Source organism: Acrocarpospora sp. B8E8 (assembly GCF_039871605.1).
In the GTDB taxonomy this organism is placed as follows: domain Bacteria; phylum Actinomycetota; class Actinomycetes; order Streptosporangiales; family Streptosporangiaceae; genus Acrocarpospora; species Acrocarpospora macrocephala.
Genome location: NZ_JBDPLV010000001.1, coordinates 94,719 through 115,242, shown reverse-complemented (window position 1 = coordinate 115,242; position 20,524 = coordinate 94,719). Strand labels below are relative to the sequence as shown.

17 protein-coding genes are annotated in these 20,524 nt (G+C 71.6%); 13 read left to right on the top strand and 4 right to left on the bottom strand.

The features are described 5' to 3' along the window. Nucleotides 1–44: 44 nt before the first annotated feature. Nucleotides 45–3,998, bottom strand: coding sequence for a BTAD domain-containing putative transcriptional regulator (locus ABGB08_RS00485; protein WP_347584382.1), 3,954 nt, complete (start codon nucleotides 3,996–3,998; stop codon nucleotides 45–47). Beyond that, entirely contained in the window at nucleotides 3,995–5,296 is a 1,302-nt protein-coding gene (locus tag ABGB08_RS00480) for an FAD-dependent oxidoreductase (RefSeq protein ID WP_347584381.1), read from the bottom strand. The genes ABGB08_RS00485 and ABGB08_RS00480 overlap by 4 nt, the downstream gene beginning before the upstream one ends. A gap of 208 nt (nucleotides 5,297–5,504) precedes the next feature. On the opposite strand from ABGB08_RS00480, the gene ABGB08_RS00475 reads away from it, so the two are divergent. The 3 genes from ABGB08_RS00475 to ABGB08_RS00465 all read left to right on the top strand — a co-directional run bounded on the left by ABGB08_RS00475 (nucleotide 5,505) and on the right by ABGB08_RS00465 (nucleotide 8,834). After that, nucleotides 5,505–5,960, top strand: coding sequence for a hypothetical protein (locus ABGB08_RS00475; RefSeq protein WP_347584380.1), 456 nt, complete (start codon nucleotides 5,505–5,507; stop codon nucleotides 5,958–5,960). A gap of 380 nt (nucleotides 5,961–6,340) precedes the next feature. Next, nucleotides 6,341–7,024, top strand: a complete 684-nt coding sequence (locus ABGB08_RS00470) for a hypothetical protein (RefSeq protein WP_347584379.1) — start codon at nucleotides 6,341–6,343, stop codon at nucleotides 7,022–7,024. A gap of 70 nt (nucleotides 7,025–7,094) precedes the next feature. Further along, nucleotides 7,095–8,834 carry a proline--tRNA ligase gene (locus tag ABGB08_RS00465; RefSeq protein WP_347584378.1) on the top strand — a complete coding sequence of 580 codons (1,740 nt, stop codon included), beginning with the start codon at nucleotides 7,095–7,097 and terminating at the stop codon, nucleotides 8,832–8,834. Here ABGB08_RS00465 and ABGB08_RS00460 read toward each other — a convergent pair. Then, complete coding sequence (locus ABGB08_RS00460; protein WP_347584377.1) at nucleotides 8,824–9,297, bottom strand: ferritin-like domain-containing protein; 474 nt, start codon at nucleotides 9,295–9,297, stop codon at nucleotides 8,824–8,826. The genes ABGB08_RS00465 and ABGB08_RS00460 overlap by 11 nt on opposite strands. Then, nucleotides 9,294–9,767: a hypothetical protein gene (locus tag ABGB08_RS00455; RefSeq protein WP_347584376.1), complete on the bottom strand. Its 474-nt coding sequence runs from the start codon at nucleotides 9,765–9,767 to the stop codon at nucleotides 9,294–9,296. The genes ABGB08_RS00460 and ABGB08_RS00455 overlap by 4 nt, the downstream gene beginning before the upstream one ends. Nucleotides 9,768–9,930: 163 nt before the next feature. Here ABGB08_RS00455 and rimP point away from each other — a divergent pair, with 163 nt between their 5' ends. The 10 genes from rimP to ABGB08_RS00405 all read left to right on the top strand — a co-directional run bounded on the left by rimP (nucleotide 9,931) and on the right by ABGB08_RS00405 (nucleotide 20,439). Next, a complete protein-coding gene (gene rimP, locus ABGB08_RS00450; RefSeq protein ID WP_347584375.1) occupies nucleotides 9,931–10,500 on the top strand; it encodes a ribosome maturation factor RimP in 570 nt (189 codons plus the stop codon). Nucleotides 10,501–10,511: 11 nt separating this feature from the next. Continuing rightward, entirely contained in the window at nucleotides 10,512–11,513 is a 1,002-nt protein-coding gene (gene nusA, locus ABGB08_RS00445; RefSeq protein WP_155347606.1) for a transcription termination factor NusA, read from the top strand. Then, entirely contained in the window at nucleotides 11,497–11,784 is a 288-nt protein-coding gene (locus ABGB08_RS00440; RefSeq protein ID WP_347584374.1) for a YlxR family protein, read from the top strand. The genes nusA and ABGB08_RS00440 overlap by 17 nt, the downstream gene beginning before the upstream one ends. A gap of 392 nt (nucleotides 11,785–12,176) precedes the next feature. After that, nucleotides 12,177–15,443 (top strand): translation initiation factor IF-2, encoded by a 3,267-nt coding sequence (infB, locus tag ABGB08_RS00435; RefSeq protein ID WP_347584373.1) that lies wholly within the window; start codon nucleotides 12,177–12,179, stop codon nucleotides 15,441–15,443. 91 nt (nucleotides 15,444–15,534) lie between these two features. Further along, nucleotides 15,535–15,831 (top strand): DUF503 domain-containing protein, encoded by a 297-nt coding sequence (locus ABGB08_RS00430; protein ID WP_155351928.1) that lies wholly within the window; start codon nucleotides 15,535–15,537, stop codon nucleotides 15,829–15,831. Between the two features lie 49 nt (nucleotides 15,832–15,880). After that, nucleotides 15,881–16,360 carry a 30S ribosome-binding factor RbfA gene (rbfA, locus tag ABGB08_RS00425; protein ID WP_347585810.1) on the top strand — a complete coding sequence of 160 codons (480 nt, stop codon included), beginning with the start codon at nucleotides 15,881–15,883 and terminating at the stop codon, nucleotides 16,358–16,360. Next, nucleotides 16,357–17,373, top strand: a complete 1,017-nt coding sequence (locus tag ABGB08_RS00420) for a DHH family phosphoesterase (RefSeq protein WP_347584372.1) — start codon at nucleotides 16,357–16,359, stop codon at nucleotides 17,371–17,373. The genes rbfA and ABGB08_RS00420 overlap by 4 nt, the downstream gene beginning before the upstream one ends. Beyond that, nucleotides 17,370–18,254, top strand: coding sequence for a tRNA pseudouridine(55) synthase TruB (gene truB, locus ABGB08_RS00415; protein WP_347584371.1), 885 nt, complete (start codon nucleotides 17,370–17,372; stop codon nucleotides 18,252–18,254). Before ABGB08_RS00420 ends, truB begins: the two co-directional genes overlap by 4 nt. Before the next feature lie 43 nt (nucleotides 18,255–18,297). Next, on the top strand, nucleotides 18,298–19,260 hold the full coding sequence (locus tag ABGB08_RS00410) for a bifunctional riboflavin kinase/FAD synthetase (RefSeq protein ID WP_347584370.1): 963 nt from the start codon (nucleotides 18,298–18,300) through the stop codon (nucleotides 19,258–19,260). Between the two features lie 162 nt (nucleotides 19,261–19,422). After that, nucleotides 19,423–20,439, top strand: a complete 1,017-nt coding sequence (locus ABGB08_RS00405) for a DUF6461 domain-containing protein (RefSeq protein ID WP_347584369.1) — start codon at nucleotides 19,423–19,425, stop codon at nucleotides 20,437–20,439. Nucleotides 20,440–20,524 lie beyond the last annotated feature (85 nt).

The window sequence follows — 20,524 nt, the reverse complement described above, 5'->3', positions numbered from 1 at the left end:
TTGCCAACCGCTCACCGAACGCTTGTCCCGCGCTTGCGCCCAGGTCAGGCGCACTGCCGCTGGTACGGGTACCCCCGCAGGAACGCGTCCCACTCGGCCACGGTGAGGTCACGCCCGGCCGCCGCGCAGACCCGCCGCCGGGCCGACTCCAGATCGAGGTCCCACCGGTGCACGGACCGGTCACTGGACACGCTCAGCAGCGCGCTGCCGTCGAAGGTCAGGAACCGGGAGGTGTTGTCGTACGGGCCGGGCGTGGTCCCGATCAGCAGCCCGGTGCCGCCCTCGTGCAGCGAGATCCGGCCGTCCGCCTGGCTGCTGGCCACGAACCGGTTGCCGGGCGAGATCGCGATGCTGCGGTACTGCCCCGGCCGGGTGCGCGAGAGCACCCGCTGCGGCGCCCACGTCCCGGAGTCCCACAGCGACAGCTGCCCGTCGTCGGCCCCGAAGGCGACCTGTCCGTCCCGGCCGAACCCGATCGCCGAGACCTCCGCGTCGCTCCTGGCCACCGCGAGCGGAGCCCGCACCTGCCTGCCACCGGCGTCCAGCACGGCGACGGTCCCGTTCACGAGGCCGGCCAGCAGCGTGCCGCCGGGCGTGTACGCGAGGACGGACGCCTTGGCCGGCAGCGGAACGGTGGCCAGGGTGGCATTCGTGCCGGTGTCCACGATCTCCAGCATCGGCCGGTCGGCGGTCGTGTCGGTCGGCTGGGTGGTGATCGCCAGCCGGGTTCCGTCGCGGGACAGCGCCGCCAGCGGGTTGAAGATCTTACGCGTCAGCCCGCCGATCACCTGCACGTCATCCGTGGTTGCCACCACGATCTTCCCCCCGCCCACCCCGGCCACGACCCCGTCCGCCCCGTTGAAGGAGGCCAGCGGGCGCTCGGCCGAGCCTGGGGTCAGGCCGAGCTCCCACACCTGCCCGTCCCTGGCGTAGACGGCGTTCGGATTCCAGGCGGCGCGGAAGCCGTCGATCCGGCCGTCGACGCCCTCGCCGATCCGTACGGGGGCGCCGAAACCGCGCTCACCGGTCAGGTCCCAGGTGAGGATGACGCCGTCCAGGGTGACGCTGACCAGGGTCCGGCCGCCTTCGGCGATCTCCGCCCCCGCCACCCGCCCGGCGGCCGGGAAACTGCGCAGCAGCTGCCGGGTGGCCGCGTCCCAGACGTTCACCCGGCCCAGGCCGTCGCCGGAGATCACCTCGGCGTTCTCGGCCGACCAGGACGCCCAGGTGATGTCGGTGCCGTACCGGACCGGGCCCTCCGGGCGGCCCGTCGGCACGTCCCAGATGGTGATCTGGTCGATCGCGGTGGTCAGCAGCGCGGTGCCGTCCCGGTTGAGGGCCTGGGTCTCGGCGGAGACGGTCGGCAGGTCGCCGAGCAGCCGGCCGCGCAGGTCGAGCACGCGGGTCCGGCCGGACACCGTGGTCACGGCCAGGTGGGCGAGGTCGCCGCTGGTGAACAGGCCGCTGTTGGTCTCGGAGTTGGGCAGCACCCGCTCGGATTCCGCGTCTCCTTCCTTAACGTCCCAGACCTCGATGTGCTCGGCCACCACGGCGGCGATCGCGTCGCCCGCCACGAAGACGGCCGTGTCGGGGATCCGGCCGTGGCGGGAGCTCAGGTTGCGGGGGGTGGCCGTGGCGACGTCCCAGATCCTGACCGGGGTGCCCGGGCGGTTCATGGTGATCAGCCGCCGGCCGCCCTGGTCCAGCGAGATCCGGCGGACCATGGTGGGGCCCGCGTCGATGGGCGGTCCGACGGGGTCGAGCGTGGCGATGTCGTACACCTGGACGCGGCCCAGCTCGGAGGAGATCGCCAGCCGGCGGCGGTCGCCGCTGAGCGCCGTCGCGCCGACCAGCTCGGGCAGGGCCGGGGTGCCGCGCAGCAGGCGGGGATTGGCGAACAGCAGCGCCAGCAGGGTGCGCTGGGCGAGCGGGGTCGGATACATGCGCACCGCCTGGACGGCCAGCAGGCCGCCGCGGGCCGGGTCGGGGTCGCTGACGGCCTGCGCGACCAGCCGTTCCGCGTCGGCGATCAGCCGGGCCTCATCAGACCCGGTCTTCTGGGTCCAGCCCATGGCGGCGATGATCAGCACGGCCACCAGGGAGACGGCCATCGCCCGCAGCCGCCGGGTGGACCGGCTCCGCGACTCCCGCTCGGCCTCGGCCGCCGAGGCGTCCAGGAATTCCCGCTCCACCGCCGTCAGCAGCTCCGGGTGCCCGGCCGCCCAGTCCAGCGCGCCGGACAGCCGCGCGCCCCGGTAGAGCTCGGCCGGGTCCCGGCCCCGGTCGGCCCAGTCCCGGGCGGCCGGGGACAGGTGGCGGCGCAGCGCGCGGCCCTCGGCGTCGGACTCCAGCCAGTCGCGCAGCCGGGGCCACTCGGTCAGCAGCGCCTCGTGGGCGACCTCCACCGTGTCGTGGTCGGTGATCAGCAGGCGGCGGTCGAGCAGCAGCCCGAGCACCCGGCGCACCTCCGGGTCGGCCAGCTCGCCGGTGGCCACCCGCCGCCGGACGAATCGCTCGCCGCCGTCGGCCAGCCGAAGGAAGATTGAGCGGGCGATCCGCCGCTCCGGCTCGGTGAGCGAGGCGTACGCGCGCTCGGCCATCCGCTCGATCGCGCCGCGCACCCCGCCGGAACGCTGGTAGGCCGCCAGGGTGAGGGTACGGCCCTCGCGGCGCTCCCACAGGTCCAGCAGGGCGGTGGAGAGCAGCGGCAGCGAGCCAGGCTGGTCGTGGACTTCGGCCAGGAGCGCCTCGGCCAGGCCGTCCTCGAGCGTGAGGCCGACCTGGCCGGCGGGCGCCTGGATGGCTTCGGCGAGCTCGTCCTTGGTCATCGGGCCGACCAGCACCTGGGCGTCCACGACCAGCCGGGCCAGCTCGCGATGGTCGGCGCAGCCGCCGTAGTAGTCGGCGCGAAGGGTGAGCACCACCTTGTGCGGGCAGCCGACCAGGGTGTCCAGGAACACCCGCCGTCGCTCGGCGGTCAAGGTGGTGAAAACCTCCTCGAACTGGTCCACGAAGACCACCGCGGGTTCCTCGGGCAGCGCCGCGGCCAGGTCCGGGGTGGTCGCGGGGGTCAGCACGACCTGCCGCCAGTGCCGCGACCCCGGCAGCGCCTCCCCGGCCAGCCGCGGCAGCAGCCCGGCCCGCACGGCCGACGACTTCCCGCTCCCGGACGCGCCGACCACCGCCACCAGCGGCGCGCGGGACAGGTGCGCGACCAGCTTGGCCACCAGCTTCGCCCGGCCGTGGAAGTAGGGCGCGTCGTCCCGCTCGAACCGGGCCAGCCCCTTGTAGGGGCAGGTGTCCCCCTGCACCAGCCGGGAGTCGTGGGCGAGCACATCCCGCTGGATCCCGGCCAGCTCGGGCCCCGGTTCGAAACCTTCCTCCAGGAGCGCCTCCCTGGCGCGCTGGAAGGCCTGCGCCGCCTCGGCCACCCGCCCCGACCGGTAGAGCGCCCGCATCAGCTGGCCCCACAACTTCTCCCTGGTCGGATGCCGCAGCAGCAGCTCCTCCAGGTCCGCGACCAGCTCGGCCCCCTGCCCGGCGGCCAGCCGCGCCTCGTTGCGCCGCTCCACCGCCTCCCCGTGCAGGGCAGCCAGCCGCTTGCGCTCCGCCTCCAGAAAGCCGAAATCCGCGTACGGTTCGCCGCGCCACAACGCCAGCGCTTCCGCCAGCAGCGGATCCGGATCCTCCGCGGTCCGGGACCGTGTCACCAGCGAGGCGAACCTGACCGCGTCCACGTCGGCGCGCAGCGCGTATCCGTGCGGCACGGTGAGCACCGCCTCGCTGGGCAGAGAGCGCCGCAACCGGGACACCGACGACTGCAGGTTGCCCTTGGACGCGAAGTCCAGCCGCCGCAGGATCGTCTCGGTCCTGACCGGGCGGCCCGCCTCCGCCGCCAGCAGGGCCAGCACCTCGCGCGGCCGCCCATCTAATGGCACCGGAGTTCCGTCGAACAGGACCTCGAACGGGCCCAGCACGCGGATCTCCAGCACGCTCACCTGCGGTCGGCACCACCGAACGCGTCCAGCATGGCCGCCCGCCCGACCAGCTTCACCTTCTCGCCCCGGTCCAGCGTCCTGGCCAGCTTCTCCTCCGCCGCCTCGATGGCCAGCCAGTCCTGGTACGTCACGGGGCGCACCCCACGCGCGGCCAGCAGGTCATCCAGCGTCGGCCGCGAAGGCTGCGGGGTGACCTCGGCCAGCAGGGTGCGGACGGTCTCCGCGGCGTCGGACTTGTTGGTGCCGATCACACCGGTCGGGCCACGCTTGAGCCAGCCCGCCACATACTCGCGGTCGCGGACTCGGCCCGCCTCGTTGGGAACGGTCATGCTCCGCTCGGAGAACGGCACGCCCGGCAGCGGCACGCTGCGGTAGCCGACCGAGCGCAGCACCATGTCGGCCGGGATCGTCTCGAACTCGCCGGTGCCGACCACCCGGCCGTCGTCCAGGCGGGTGCGCTCCAGGCGGATGCCCTCCACCCGGGAGACGCCGAGGATCTCCACCGGGCGCAGCCAGAACCGCACCTCCAGGCGTCGCGGCCGGTCCTGCGGGGGGCGGGTGGACCAGGACTGCAGCACGTCGACGTTGCCGCGGATCTGGCGGGACAGGTCGGTCAGGTCCTCGACCGCCACCTCGTCCGGAAATGTCAGGATGTCGGCGTTCAGCAGCTCGCCGAGCTCCCGCAGTTCCTTGAGGGTGAACTTGGCGTGCGCCGCGCCCCGGCGGCCGATCATGTGGATGCGCTTGACCCGGGACTCGGCCAGCGCGGTCAGCACCTGCTCGGGAATGTCGGTGGCGCGCAACTCGTCGGCGGTCTTGGCCAGGATCCTGACCACGTCCACGGCCACGTTGCCGACGCCGACGACGGCCACCTCCGCCACGTCCAGGGTGAAGTCGGGTGCGTCCGGATGCCCGCAGTACCAGTTCACGAAGTCGGTGGCGGCCACGCTGCCCGGCAGATCCTCACCCGGGATGCCCAGCTGGCGGTCGACCATCGCGCCGGTGCAGTAGACGACCGCGTCGTAGCAGGCCAGCAGATCCTCGACGTGAAGGTCGGCGCCCAGCTCCACCCCGCCGAGGAAACGCACGCCAGGAGTCTCCAGGACACGCCTCAGGTAGTGGGCGATCGACTTGATCGAGGTGTGGTCAGGGGCCACCCCATACCGCACCAGGCCATAAGGGGTCGGCAGGCGTTCCAACACGTCGACTTCGACCGGTCCTGCGGACTGTTTCGTCAAAGCCTCCGCGGTGTAGATCCCGGCGGGTCCAGAGCCCACGATCGCCACACGCAACGTCACCAGAGCCTCCAAGACACGGATACTTGCGATTCTTCACCCATCCAACCGCGCACGGCCAGTGCCGTCTCGCCCCGACGCGACGGATCGTGCCCGCGCGAGCCTTTTGTCGATCTTTCCGGGCGGAAATCGTCGGGAGCCCGCGAACGTTCCACTACGGAGGGAATTGGGGCTTGCGTGGGGGTAACGCGCGCGATCACAGTTGTCTCCCGTGAGCTCTGGGGCGAAGAGGCGGCGGCAACACGCCAGAAACCCACGCGGCGGCCCGGCCGAAGGTCCCGGCGACGCCGTGCGCTACGAGGCCTTCGGCCGCGTGCTGGCCGCGCTGGCCGCCGAGACCGACGCCCTCGACTCCTGTCGCGACCTCAGCTGGTGGCTCGGCGCCGACCACGCCTGGAACATCGAATGGCGCGACGGCCCCTACGCCCACGAACTCGCCGCGCTGCTCCTGGACCGCCTCACCGACTCCGGCCTGGACGACCTCGCCCACCACCCCGGCAACAGCACCCTCCAGGTCCTCGGCACCCCCTTCGTCCTGCACGCCGTGGACCCCCTCGGCCTGGACCGCATGCGCACCCGCCCCGGCCTCTGGCGCCTCTCCCAGGCCCTCGACCCGCTCCACCACACCTCCGCCCGCCGCCCCTGGGAAGAACTCCTCGGCGGCTGACCTACTTTTTGGCCAGTTTGCGCTGTGTTGGAATGCCATCGACCCATTCATTGTTGACAGGGGTAGCGTGACCGTTTCGCCGATGGCGGGAGCGGCCTGTTCCCTCGATGACGGGGACAGGCGTAGCCCGAGTTCGGCAATGACGGGGCGGGCGAAGCCCGAGCTCGGCGACGACGGGGACGGGCGGAGCCCGAGGGGAAACAACGGGCTGGGCGGGTGGGACAACCACCAGGACGCGCGATTCCGTGCCCAGGGCCCGCAGCGATGCACTTCGATCAAGCGATTGGTCGTCTAGTTGCCTTTAAAGTGTGTCGCTATTCGTAGTTAAGTGGTGACTGAATATAATTGACCTGCCACATGCGCATTGATCGGGGGATCGAGTGGCCTGGGCTTTTGGTAAGGCGAAGCGGGACGGCAGAGCCGGCGAGATCGGCCCTGACCAGGAGTATGTCGCGCTCGACCGGCGGGAACGGCGGATCCAGTGGTACATGCTGTCCGCGCTGATCCTGGGCGTCCTGCTGGGCGGTCTCGGCGGCAGCCTCGCCGACCGGGTGCCCGGCTGGGCGCTGTCGATCTACGACCCCTTCATCTTCATGGTGCTGATCGTGGTCGTCGGCAGCCAGGCCGTCAGCTTCGGCTGGTCGCTGGTGAACGGGGCGCTGGCCGCGTTCGGCAGCCTGGTCGGGCAGCTCATCGCCAGCGTGGCCGCGCACGGCATCTCGCCCTTCGACGGGCTCGCCGGCGGGGCCGGCGGGCTGAACATCCTGCTGCTCGCCCTGGTGGCGCTCGGCCCGCTGTCATACGTGGCCACCCGCGAGGACCGATGGGGAATCGCCGCCGCCGGGCTGGCCGCCGGGGTGATCCTCGGCGAGGCCGCGGAAGAGCTCGTGCTCCTCGCGAACGGGCAGCCGTACCAGGGCTGGCAGGCCGCGGTGGCCACGTCGGTGCTGCTGGCGGGCGTGATCCTGCTCGTCTTCCGCCATGAGGCCCTCAGCCGGCTGTGGGCGCTCCTGGTCGCGCTCACCTACTCCGGCTCGTACGGCGCGCTCGTCTTCGCGCTCTGACCTCCAGGAGTCGATAGCCTGTACGTCATCGAAACGAGCCACGAGCCAGCCAACAAGCCTAGGAGTAGCCGTGCTACTGCGTATGTCGACCCTGTTCCTGCGCACCCTGCGTGAGGATCCGGCGGACGCGGAAGTGCCGAGCCACAAGCTGCTCGTGCGCGCCGGATACGTCCGCAGGGTCGCCCCCGGCATCTACTCGTGGCTGCCGCTCGGCAAGATCGTCCTGGAGAACGTGGCCAGGGTCGTGCGCGAGGAGATGAACCGGATGGGCGCCCAGGAGGTGCTCTTCCCCGCGCTGCTGCCCCGCGACTACTACGAGGCCACCGGCCGCTGGACCGAGTATGGCGACACCCTGTTCCGCCTCAAGGACCGCAAGGGCGCCGACTACCTGCTCGGCCCGACCCACGAGGAACTGTTCACCGACATGGTCAAGGGGGAGTACTCCTCCTACAAGGACTATCCGGTGACGCTCTACCAGATCCAGACCAAGTACCGCGATGAGGCGCGTCCCCGGGCGGGCATCCTGCGCGGCCGCGAGTTCCTGATGAAAGACTCCTACTCCTTCGACCTGGACGACGACGGCCTCAAGCGCTCCTACGAGCAGCACCGCGAGGCCTACATCAGGACGTTCGAGCGCCTGGGCATCGAGGTCAAGATCTGCTTCGCCACCTCGGGCGCGATGGGCGGCTCGGCCTCCGAGGAGTTCCTGGCCCCCAGCCCCACCGGCGAGGACACCTTCGTGGCCTGCCACAACTGCGGCTACGCGGCCAACGCCGAAGCGGTCACCACCCCCGCGCCCGCCGCCCGCGCCGGCGAGCGGGAGCCGCTGAAGGTGCTGGACACGCCCAACACCCCCACCATCGAGACCCTGGTCAACCACCTCAACGACGCGCACGGCCTCGGCATCACCGCCGCCGACACCCTCAAGAACGTGGTCGTCAAGGTGGTCACGCCCGGCGTCAAGGAGCCGGAGACCCTGATCATCGGGGTGCCCGGCGACCGCGAGGTGGACTTCAAGCGGCTGGAGGCGTCGCTCGCGCCCGGCGAGCCCGCCATCTTCGAGGCCGCCGACTTCGCCAGGCACCCCGGCCTGGTCCGCGGCTACATCGGCCCGCAGGTGCTCAAGGAGCTCGGCATCCGCTACCTGGTCGACCCCCGCGTGGTCGACGGCACCGAATGGGTGACCGGCGCCAACGAGCCGGGCAAGCACGCGGTGCACGTGGTCGCCGGGCGCGACTTCACCGCCGACGGCACGATCGAGGCCGCCGAGATCAGGGCCGGGGACGCCTGCCCGGTCTGCGGCTCCGGCCTGTCCATCGACCGCGGCATCGAGATCGGCCACATCTTCCAGCTCGGCCGCAAGTATGCCGACGCCGCCCAGCTGGACGCCCTCGGCCCCGACGGCAAGCCGATCCGGATCACCATGGGCTCCTACGGCATCGGCGTCTCCCGCGCGGTGGCCGTGCTCGCCGAGCAGCGCCACGACGCCCTCGGCCTGTCCTGGCCCCGCGAGGTGGCTCCCGCCGACGTGCACATCGTGGCCACCGGCAAGGAGAACCAGATCGAGGTGGCCACCGGGCTCGCCGAGGAACTGGAGGCCCGCGGCTTGCGGGTGCTGCTCGACGACCGCGCCGGGGTGTCGCCCGGGGTCAAGTTCAAGGACTCGGAGCTGCTGGGCCTGCCCACGGTGCTGATCGTCGGCCGCGGCCTCGCCCAGGGCGTCGTGGAGCTGCGCGACCGCGCCACGGGAAGCAAGGACGAGATCCCGCTCGACGAGGCCGCCAGCCGCGTGCTGACCGCTACTGGCTGATCGTGGCGGGCGGCACGGGGGTCGGGTCGGTCACGCCGGGCGTGGCCCCCACCTGACCCTCGGCGGGCATACCGGGGAACGCCGGGATCGCGGGGCGCCAGCCGTACCCGCGGACCGCGCATTCCTGCATGGCCAGGGCGGCGAGCCGGCGCAGGTCGGGATCGGGGTCGGCGGACAGCTCCAGGTAGGCGGCCAGCACCCCGTCCTCGATCTGGGCGGCCAGCCGGACCGCCTGCGCGGGCGTGCTCACCTCGAAGGGCAGCTGGTAGGTGGGGCCGGGTTCCGCGGGTTTCTCGCGGCGCTGGGCGATCAGGGTGCGCAGCTGGTCGCGCCTGGCCCGGTGGGCGTCGAACGCGGCGTTGGCGCGGGTGCGCAGGTTGCCGGAGGTCCTGGCGCCGACCACGCCGTAGGCGTACACAGCGGCGTGCTCGGCGGCGAGCGCTCGGGCCAGGGCCGTGCTCATCGGAGCCGTCCGAGGGCGGCGGCGTGCAGCGCCTCGCAGGCGCCGATGCTGCACAGCAGCTGGGACAGGACCGGCGAGGCGTCGGTCAGCTGCCGCGACCTGGCCGCGGCGGCCTTGCGCTCGGCGTCGCGCAGGAAGGCCACCGAGACGTCGGGGGCGGTGCTGGCGACCGGCGCGGGCGACCCCGGCGGCGCGGACGGGGCGTCCTCGGGCAGGTGCCGGCGGAGCGCGACCAGATGGGCCAGATGCCGCTGCTGGAAGGGCCGCAGGGTGGCGGCGAGATCGGCGTCGGAGAGGGTCGCCTGCTGGTAGAGCGAGACCATCTGCTCCTTGGCCGCGATCACCCCCGTGAGCAGCACCGTTTGCGGATCAAGCGGTTCTGGCACGGCCGTTTCCGTGCCGGGCGAGGCCGCGCAACCCGCGAGCGCCAGCCCGGCCGAGGCGCCCAGCAGAGCCCGCCGGGAAATCACCGCAGAAATCCCCGTGGAAATCCCCGTAGCCCGGTCCCCGCCGCTCCTTGCCGTCACGAAGTCTCATCGTACGGCTCGGCGGGCAGTGCTGCTCTTTCCGTGCCCTTGTGTCGATAGGCTGTGGGCACGTTGGGCGAGGTACGCCCGTGAATGGGAGGTCGGCATGGGCAGCGACGCTCGACGCGACCGCCTTGTGGAGCTCCTCAGCCCGGTGGTCGCCGCCGAGGGGCTCGATCTGGAGGACGTGACGATCACTCCGGCGGGCAAGCGCCGGCTCGTCCGCGTGGTGGTGGACCGGGACGGGGGCATCAGCCTGGACGACGTCTCCGAGGTGAGCCGCTCGGTGTCGGAGGAGCTGGACACGACGGACCTGCTCGGTGGCAGTCCGTATGTGCTGGAGGTCACCTCGCCAGGCGTGGACCGCCCGCTCACCCAGCCCCGCCACTGGCGGCGCGCGCGGGGCCGGCTGGTCAAGGCCGAGCTGCGGGACGGGGCCGCGGCCGAGGGCCGGATCCTGCTGGTGGACGACGCCGGCGTGGAGATCGAGGGCGCCGGGCGGTTCGGGTACGGGGACCTGGTCAAGGGCAAGGTCCAGGTGGAATTCCGTCGGCTGGACGACGAGGATGACACCGACATCGAAGACATCGACGACGAATACGAAGAAACCGAAGACATCGACGACGAGGACGACCTCGGAGCCGCCGATGGCATCGCACACCGCGATGAGGGCTAAGGGGGAGCCTTGTGGACATTGACATGAGCGTCCTGCGCAGCCTGGAGCGGGAGAAGGACATCTCGTTCGACCTCGTCGTGAAGGCGATCGAGGACGCGCTGCTGATCGCCTACTTCCGGACCGAGGGCGCCGCGCAGAAGGCCCGCGCCGAGCTGGACCGGGTCTCCGGGCACGTCTCCATCCTCGCGGCCGAGCTGGACGAGGAGGGCACGGTCGTCCGGGAGTACGACGACACCCCGGGCAACTTCAGCCGCATCGCCGCGACCACCGCCAAGCAGGTCATCCTGCAGCAGCTGCGGGACGCCGAGGATGAGATCAACTTCGGCGAGTTCGCCAGCCGCGAGGGCGAGCTGGTGGCCGGGATCATCCAGCAGGGCAAGGATCCCCGGGTGGTGCTGGTGGACCTGGGCAAGATCGAGGCCATCCTGCCGCACAACGAGCAGGTGCCCGGCGAGGAATACGTGCACGGCGAGCGCATCCGCTGCTTCGTGGTGCAGGTGAAGAAGGGCAACAAGGGGCCTTCCGTCACGCTCAGCCGTACCCACCCGAACCTGGTGAAGAAGCTGTTCGCGCTGGAGGTTCCGGAGATCGCCGACGGTTCGGTGGAGATCGCCGCGATCGCCCGGGAGGCGGGGCACCGCACGAAGATCGCGGTGCGCTCCCGGAAGAGCGGGGTCAACGCGAAGGGCGCCTGCATCGGGCCGATGGGCTCGCGGGTGCGCAACGTGATGACCGAACTGCACGGCGAGAAGATCGACATCATCGACTGGTCCGACGACCCGGCCGAGTTCGTCGGGAATGCGCTTTCACCCGCGCGCGTTTCCCGGGTTGAGGTCGTGGACGCCGACGGCCGGGTGGCGCGGGTCACCGTGCCGGACTACCAGCTCTCGCTGGCGATCGGCAAGGAGGGCCAGAACGCCCGGCTGGCCGCGCGGCTGACCGGGTGGCGCATCGACATCAGGCCGGACACTCAAGAGGCACCGGCCGATCCCGCAGATGCGTCGGCAAGGTAAGCTGGAATATGGTGGCCAGGCTGTCCCACTGAGAACGTGTGTGGGCTGCCGGGTTCGCACGGCCAAGTCCGAGCTACTCCGACTGGTAGTGGTCGCGGGTGTCATCACCCCTGACCTGCAAGGACGGCTTCCGGGCCGGGGTGCTTCACTGCACCCGGCCGTGGGCTGTCTGGAGCTCGCAGAACGTCGCCGGGCGTTCTCTCGCGCTTTTCGCGCGGAGGGATCGCTCGATGTCACGCGTCTGCGGGATCACCTGGCGGAACAGGCTTGACGCGAGAAAGCGGCCGGGTGAATGGTTACCGAGAAGCAGCGGAAGGCCCCGTCCTTCAGGGTGGGGATGAATGTGGACATGGTGGCCGCCGGGCTGGCGGACACCCAAAACGACTGTGGAGAGTGGGTAAGACCAGGTGAGGCAATTCCGACCTTGGCACCGCCCGCAACCTACGACGCTCACGCGGCGTGGCAGAAGCAGTAAGGACCCCATGGTGACGTGGGGAATCCCGGGCGTTCACGCCAGGGAGGATGTCAACAACTGTCATGTAGGACGCCGAGTTGATGGGCGGAGTCAGATTGCTATGAGCGCCTGATGAGCACGCGGCAATGAGTACGTCCAGGTAGCGACGGTCCGGCGGCACAGCCTCCCGGGCCGAGTTAGGGAGTGCAGTGGCGAAGGTCCGGGTATACGAGCTCGCCAAGGAGTTCGGCGTAGAGAGCAAGGTCGTGATGGCCAAGCTCACCGAAATGGGCGAGTTCGTGCGATCGGCTTCTTCAACGATTGAAGCGCCGGTCGTCCGTAAACTGACGGAGGCGTTCGGTAAGGGCGACTCCAGGGGCGGCGGCAAGCCGACCCCACGGCCGCAGCCGAGGCCCCAGCCCCGGCCGGCTGAGAGCCAGGCGACAAGCCAGGTGACAGGCCAGGCAGGCGGCCAGGCCGGAAACGGCGCCACGGCGGCGCCGATTTCCCCGATTCCACCCGCTCCGGCCTCGGAGGGCGGCATTCGCCCCGGGCCGAAGCCAGGACCGCGGCCGATGCCGCGGCCCGTTCCGATGCCCCATCCGACGCCACAGCCCGCGCCCCAGGCCGAGGCTCCGCGTCCGGCGCCGGAACAGCCCCGTCCGGAAATCCGCGCCGAGGCGCCCCGCCCCGCGGCGGCGTCCTCCCGGTCTGACTCCAGGTCCGAGTCCGGTCCCCGTCCGGGTGGTCCCGGCGGTCCCGGTGGCGGCCCGAAGCCGGGCCCCCGGCCCGCTCCGCGTCCCGCCGTTCCCGGCGTTCCGACCGGTGGCGGCGGCTCCGGCCGCGGCGAGCGTCCTTCTGGTCCGGGTGGCCCCAAGCCGGGCCCGCGTGGCCCGCGTCCGGGCAACAACCCGTTCTCGTCCAACGCCAGCGGCATGGGGCAGCGCCCGGCACGTCCGGGTGGCCCCAGCGACCGTCCCGACCGTCCCGACCGCGGCGAGCACCGTGGTGACCGTCCCGACCGTGGGCCGCGTGAGGATCGTGGTCCCCGCGAGGACCGCGGTCCGCGCGAGCCGCGTCGCGACGGCGACCGCGGTCCGCGTCCCGGCGGTCCCCGTCCGGGTCCCGCGGGTGCGGGCGGTCCTCGTCCCGGCCCGGCCGGCGCGGGTGGCCCGCGTCCCGGTCCTGGCGCCGGTGGTCCGCGTCCGCCCGCGGGTGCGGGTGGTCCCCGTCCCGGTGGGCCGCGTCCCAACCCGTCGATGATGCCGCAGGGCCGGCCTTCCGGTCCCGGTGGTGGCGGCGGTGGCGGTGGCCCGCGTCCCGGTGGCGGCGGTGGCCGTCCCGGCGGCGGTGGCGGCGGTGGCCGTCCCGGTGGCGCCGGTGGCGGCGGCGGTCGTCCGGGTGGCGGCGGCGGTTTCGCCGGTCGTCCGGGTGGCGGCGGCGGTGGCGGCGGCGCTGGTCGTCCCGGTGGCGCCGGTGGCGGCCCCGGTGGCGGTGGCGGCGGTTTCGCCGGTCGTCCCGGTGGCGGCGGCCGTGGCCGCGGTGGCGGCACGGCGGGCGCGTTCGGCCGTCCTGGCGGGCGTCCGACCCGTGGCCGCAAGTCCAAGCGCCAGCGGCGCCAGGAGTTCGACAACATGTCGGCTCCGGCGATCGGCGGCGTGCAGGCTCCCCGTGGCGGCGGTCAGACGATCCGCCTCCCGCGTGGTGCCTCGCTGTCGGACTTCGCCGACCGGATCGGCGCCAACCCCGCCGCGCTGGTGCAGATCATGCTGCACCTCGGCGAGATGGTGACCGCGACCCAGTCGGTCAACGAGGAGACCCTGCAGCTGCTCGGCGCGGAGCTGGACTACGTGGTCCAGGTCGTCAGCCCCGAGGAGGAGGACCGCGAGCTGCTGGAGTCCTTCAAGATCGAGTTCGGTGAGGACGAGGGCGACGAGGTCGACCTCGCGCCGCGTCCGCCGGTGGTGACCGTCATGGGTCACGTCGACCACGGTAAGACCAAGACGCTGGACGCCATCCGCAACACCAACGTGGTGGCCCGCGAGGCCGGTGGCATCACCCAGCACATCGGCGCCTACCAGGTCTCCACCGAGCACGAGGGCGAAGAGCGGAAGATCACCTTCATCGACACCCCGGGTCACGAGGCGTTCACCGCCATGCGTGCCCGTGGTGCCCAGTCCACCGACATCGCCGTTCTGGTGGTCGCGGCCGACGACGGTGTGAAGCCGCAGACCATCGAGGCGCTCAACCACGCCCAGGCGGCCGACGTGCCGATCGTGGTCGCGGTGAACAAGGTCGACAAGGAGGGCGCGGACCCGACCAAGGTGCGGGCCCAGCTCACCGAGTACGGCCTGGTCGCCGAGGAGTTCGGCGGTTCCACGATGTTCGTCGACATCTCGGCCAAGCAGGGCACCGGCATCGACGCTCTGCTCGAGGCGATCCTGCTGACCGCCGACGCCGAGCTCGACCTGCGCGCGAACCCCGACATGGACGCGCAGGGCCTGGCCATCGAAGCCCACCTGGACCGGGGCCGCGGCCCCGTGGCGACCGTGCTGGTCCAGCGCGGCACGCTGCGGGTCGGCGACTCGATCGTCTGTGGCGAGGCCTTCGGCCGGGTCCGGGCGATGCTGGACGACAACGGCGACACGGTCGAAGAGGCCGACCCGTCGCGTCCGGTGCGGGTGCTCGGCCTCGCGGCCGTGCCCCGGGCGGGTGACAACTTCCTGGTCGTCACCGACGACCGGATGGCCCGGCAGATCGCCCAGCAGCGGGCGGCTCGCCAGCGCATCGCGGAGATGGCCAAGGCCGGTCGCCGCCGTACGCTCGAGGAGCTGTTCAGCGACTACGAGAAGGGCAAGATCGACGAGCTCAAGCTCATCATCAAGGGTGACGTGTCCGGTTCGGTGGAAGCACTGGAGGACGCGCTGCTCAAGATCGATGTGGGCGAGGAGGTCAACCTCCGGGTGCTGCACCGCGCGGTCGGCGCGATCACGGAGTACGACGTCAACCTGGCGATCGCGGACGACAACGCCGTGATCATCGGCTTCAACGTGCGGCCCGAGGTCAGGGCCCGCGATCTGGCCGAGCGCGAGGGCGTCGACATCCGTTACTACTCGGTCATCTACCAGGCGATCGAGGAGATCGAGGCGGCCCTGAAGGGCATGCTCAAGCCGGAGTTCGAGGAGGTCAGGACCGGCACCGCCGAGGTCCGCGAGGTCTTCAAGGTTCCGAAGATCGGCAACGTGGCGGGCTCCCTGGTCCGTTCCGGCACGATCACCAGGAACAGCAAGGCCAGGATCATCCGCGACGGCGTGGTCGTGGCGGACAACCTCACGGTCACCTCGTTGCGCCGGTTCAAGGACGACGCGACCGAGGTCCGCGAGGGCTACGAGTGCGGTATCGGTGTCGGCTTCAACGACATCAAGATCGACGACGTCATCGAGACGTTCGAGATGCAGGAGAAGCCTCGCGCCTGAGGTTTTGCCAAACCGGTTCCCGGGCCCTCAGGGCCCGGGAACCGGCCCGTCTTCACGACCCCCGCGTCTGGGTTGATTGACGCACAAATACATGTATGTCGGTGCTCTGACGTTGGACATCCTGCTCGGCGAGGTGCACTCGCTGAAGGAGAAGCGCTCGGTGATCCGCCCCCTCGTGGCCGAGGTGAAACGCCGCTTCCCGGCGGTCGCCGTGGCCGAGACCGGCCACCAGGATCTGCATCGGCGGGCCGAGATCGGCATCGCCGTGGTCTCCGGTTCGGCCGTCAACTGCGGCGAGGTGCTGGAGGCCTGCGAGCGGGTGATCGCCTTCCATCCGGAGATCGAGCTGCTCTCCGCGCGACATCGGCTGTTCAACGACGAGGAATAAGGCGGCCGCATCCCAGCGTCAGCCGTACATTGAAGGAAAGGGGAGCGCGATCATGGACGCCGCGCGAGCCAGGAAGCTCGCGGACCGGATTCAGCAGATCGTCGCCGAGATGCTGGAACGCCGGATCAAGGATCCTCGGCTCGGTTTCGTGACTATCACCGACACCCGGGTCACCAACGATCTGAGCGACGCCACCGTGTTCTACACGGTGTTCGGGTCCGACGCCGAGCGCATGGACACCGCCGCCGCGCTGGAGAGCGCCAAGGGCATCATCCGCTCCGAAGTGGGCAGGCAGACCGGGCTGCGGCACACGCCCACGCTGGCATTCACCCACGACCCGCTGCCCGACAGCGCCCGGCACCTGGACGAGCTGCTCGCCGAGGCCAAGGCCAGGGACGAGGAGATCGCCAAGCGGGCCGAGGGCGCCGAGTACGCGGGCGACGCCGATCCGTACAAGCGGGACGAGGAAGAGGACATCAAGGAAAAGGACGAGGAAGTGCCGGGGCAGGTAGGACGCGCCGCGACGTGACCTCGGATCTCAGATCAGATCGTGTCCTGCCGGCGGTCGCGGAAGGGGACTGGGAGCGGGCCGTCGCCCTGGTCCGCGGGCACGACGAGATCGCGCTGGCCTGCCATGTCACCCCCGACGGCGACGCCCTGGGCTCGATGCTGGGCTTCGGGCAGGCGCTGCGGCAGGCGGGCAAGCGCGTGGTGGCCTCCTTCGGGGATCGCACCTTCGTGGTGCCCCGGCTGCTGCGTTTCCTCCCGGGGCAGGACCTGCTGGTGCCGCCGGGCGAGTTCCCGGTGGCGCCGGACCTGATGATCACGTTCGACGCGTCCACCCGGGCGCGGCTCGGCCTGCTCATCCCGGCCGCCGAGGCGGCGGGGGAGCTCGTGGTGGTGGACCACCACGCCTCCAACACCGGCTTCGGCTCGCTGCATCTGGTGGATCCGGTCGCCGCGGCCACCTCGGTGCTGGTGGAGGAGCTGATCGGCCGCCTCGGCCTGGCGGTGGACAAGCCCATCGCGACCTGCCTGTACGCGGCGCTGGTGACCGACACGGGCTCCTTCCGCTACGCCTCCACCACGCCCGCCGTGCACGCCATGGCGGGCCGGCTGCTCGCGACCGGGCTCAACCCCGACACGATCGCCCGCGAGCTGTGGGACCGCTCGCCCTTCGGCTACCTGCGGGTGCTGGGCGCCGCGCTGTCCAGGGCCGTGCTGGAGCCGGAGTGGGCCGGGGGCGCCGGTCTGGTCTGGACCTGCGTGACCAGGCGGGACCGCGCGCTCGCCGCCTTGCCGTACGACGAGGTGGAGGGCGTGATCGACGTGATCCGCAAGGTCGACGGCGTGGACGTGGCCGTGGTGCTCAAGGAGGACGACGCGGGCGGGTGGAACGTTTCGACCCGGTCGAAGGGCGCGGTGGACGTCGGCCGCGCCTGCGCGGCGCTCGGCGGCGGCGGGCATCCCGGCGCGGCCGGTTTCTTCACCACGGAACCCCCGGACCAGACGATGGCCCGGCTACGGGAGATGCTCTCTTGACCAGCAAACGAACCCCGCCGCCGAGCGGGCTCGTGATCGTCGACAAGCCCGCCGGCTGGACCTCGCACGACGTGGTCGCCAAGATGCGCGGCATCGCCGGCACCCGCAAGGTCGGCCACGCCGGCACGCTGGACCCGATGGCCACCGGCGTGCTGGTGGTCGGCGTGGAGAAGGCGACCCGGCTGCTCGGGCACCTGGCGCTGACCGAGAAGGTGTACGAGGCGACGATCCGGCTCGGCGTGGGCACCAACACCGACGACGCGGAGGGCGAGGTCACCTCGGTCACGCCCGCCGGGCATCTCGCCGAGAGCGCTGTCGCGACGGGCGTGGCCGCCCTCACCGGTCCGATCATGCAGGTTCCGCCGCAGGTCAGCGCCATCAAGGTGAACGGGGAGCGGGCGTACAAGCGGGCCCGCGCGGGCGAAGAGATGGAGCTCCAGGCTCGGCCGCTGACCGTGCACGCCTTCGACGTGACCGCCATCAGGCACGACGGCGACGTCGTGGACGTGGACGCCGTGATCACCTGCTCGTCGGGCACCTACATTCGGGCGCTCGCCCGCGACCTGGGCGCCTCCCTCGGCGTGGGCGGCCATCTGACCTTCCTGCGGCGCACGCGGGTTGGGCCGTACACCGAGGCCAGGACGCTGGAGGAGCTCCAGAAAGAGTGCGTGATCATGCCGATCGAGGCCGCGGTGGCCGCGGCCTTCCCGCGCCGGGACGTGACCGAGCACGAGGCCCGGCTGGTCGCGCACGGCGGGCGGCTGCCCGCGCTCGGCCTGGGCGCGGGCCCCATCGGCGTCTTCGCTCCCGACGGCACGCTGCTCTCCCTGGTGGAGGAGCGGCAGGGGGCGGCCAAGCCCCTCGCCGTCTTCGTGAGCTGACCGGTGTGGCACGCTTGTCTTCTCATCGAGGATTGGGGTCGACGTGCGGGGCTGGCACGGACTGGACGACGTGCCCGAGGACTGGGGCAGATCGGTCGTCACCATTGGCGTTTTCGACGGCGTGCACCGGGGGCACCAGCAGATGGTGGGGCGCGCGGTCGCGCTGGCGGATACGCTCGGCGCGGCCTCGGTGGCGGTGACCTTCGAGCCGCATCCGGACGAGGTGATCCGCCCCGGCAGCCACCCGCCCCAGCTCACCCAGCAGCGCCGCCGCACCGAACTGCTCGGCGCGCTGGGCGTGGACGCGGTGTGCGTGCTGCCGTTCACGCTGGCGTTCTCCCGGATGTCCCCGGACGAGTTCGTGCAGACCGCCCTGGTGGACCGGCTGCACGCGGCCGGGGTCGTGGTGGGGGAGAACTTCCGGTTCGGCCACAAGGCGGCCGGCGACCTGGAGACGCTCCGCACGCTGGGCGAGAAGTATGACTTCGTGGCCGTGGGCGTGCCGCTGGTCAGCGACGGGGAGGCGATCTCCTCCACCCTGGTCAGGGAGCGGCTGGCCGCCGGTGACGTGGCCGCCGCGGCCGAGGCGCTGGGCCGCCCGCACCGGGTCGAGGGGGTGGTCGTGCGCGGCCAGCAGCGGGGGCGGGCGCTCGGTTTCCCCACCGCCAACGTGGAGTCCCCGCAGTACACGGCGATTCCCGCCGACGGGGTCTACGCGGGCTGGCTCCAGGTGACCCAGTCGCCGTCGCCGCACGAGGGGCAGCGCTGGCCCGCCGCCATCTCCATCGGCACCAATCCCACCTTCTCCGGGGTGGAGCGCACCGTCGAGGCGTACGCGCTGGATCGCGACGACCTCGACCTCTACGGCGCGCACGTGGCCGTGGACTTCGGCCTCCGGCTCCGCGACACCCTGAAATTTGCCTCAATTCAGCGGCTCATTGACCAAATGCATGCCGACGTGGACGAGGCGCGGGAGTTCACTGCCGCGGAAAGCTCCGCGATGTAGCCGATCGGGCGTAATGTCGCCGTGGACTATCTCTCTGGTGTTGCGTGACTTCCCAGAGTGCCGGAAACCCGCCCCTGGGACCGGCGTGCACGGTACGAATATCCGACTCGGTCCCGCTCGCATCCCGCGGGCGGGACCCCGGCATTCCCCTGGCGGCAGCACATGGCTGACGATCTTCTTGAGTACTACCGGCACCTGCTCGACAAGCACTGGGTCCTGCGCGAGAGCGCCTGCGTCTGCTGGATCGGCGACGCCACGAAACCCTCGGCGGCCCGACATTTCGGGATCGACCTGGTCGGACCTTCACCGCAGACCTTGCTTGAGGCGGCCGAGGAGGCCGACAGCGCCGGGGAGCACGCCCCCGGCATCCTCGTCCTGGACGAGTTCCTGGACGGCTGGGCGCTCAGCGTGGAACCGCGCGGCGCCCAGGGGATCCGTCCCGAGGTGATGCGCGGCCTGTCCGCGCGGGGAACGGCGTTCGCGGTCCGCTTCGGCCCGCGCCCGGAGTTCGCGCTGTACCGCCAGGGCGTCCGGGTCACCCATGTCCAGCAGCAGACCGGCCGCTGGGGGGCCGCGCCGCACGAGCTGGACGAGCAGATGAAGGGCCTGCCGTGCGTGGAGGGCTCGCCGGAGGACACCTGGCCGGAGGCGGCGCTGGCGCTGGGGGAGCGGGTCACCGGGGTGCGCCTGGACATCGATCGCCTGGGCGGCGAGCTCGATCGATACACCATTCTGCGCCGCCTGCCGGTAGACCCGGTGCCGCTGGCGCTGCGCGAGCACCCAGTCGCCCGGGAGCCCGAGTTCGCGGCCATCCTGGCCGACCCGGCCGCCCACCGCCGGACCATCGCCGTGCTGGCCGCCCGGCAGGCCGTCACCGACACCGGTCTGGGCGGGCCCGAGGTGGCGGCCGCGCTGCGCTCCCTCACCACGATGGTGTCCAGGCCGAAGGCCGGCAACGGCCGGTTGGACGCGGCGGCGCTGCGGGCGGGCCTGCGCACCCTGATCCCGGGTCTGGACGGCGACCGGGCGCTGGCGGTGAAGGTGCTGATCGCGGCTTTGGACCCGGACGACGGCGTCGCCTCGGGCGAGGCCACCCGGCTGGGCTGGCGGATCCACTCGGGCGGGCAGGACGGCGAGGTCCGCTGGACCATCCTGCGGACGTGCGCGCGCACGCCCTGAACGCGGGTCAGGGTGCTGAGCTGCGGTGGTAACCTTGAGCGTCGGCTGAGTATTCGTCGGCCTCGTCACGGCGACTGTAGGCACG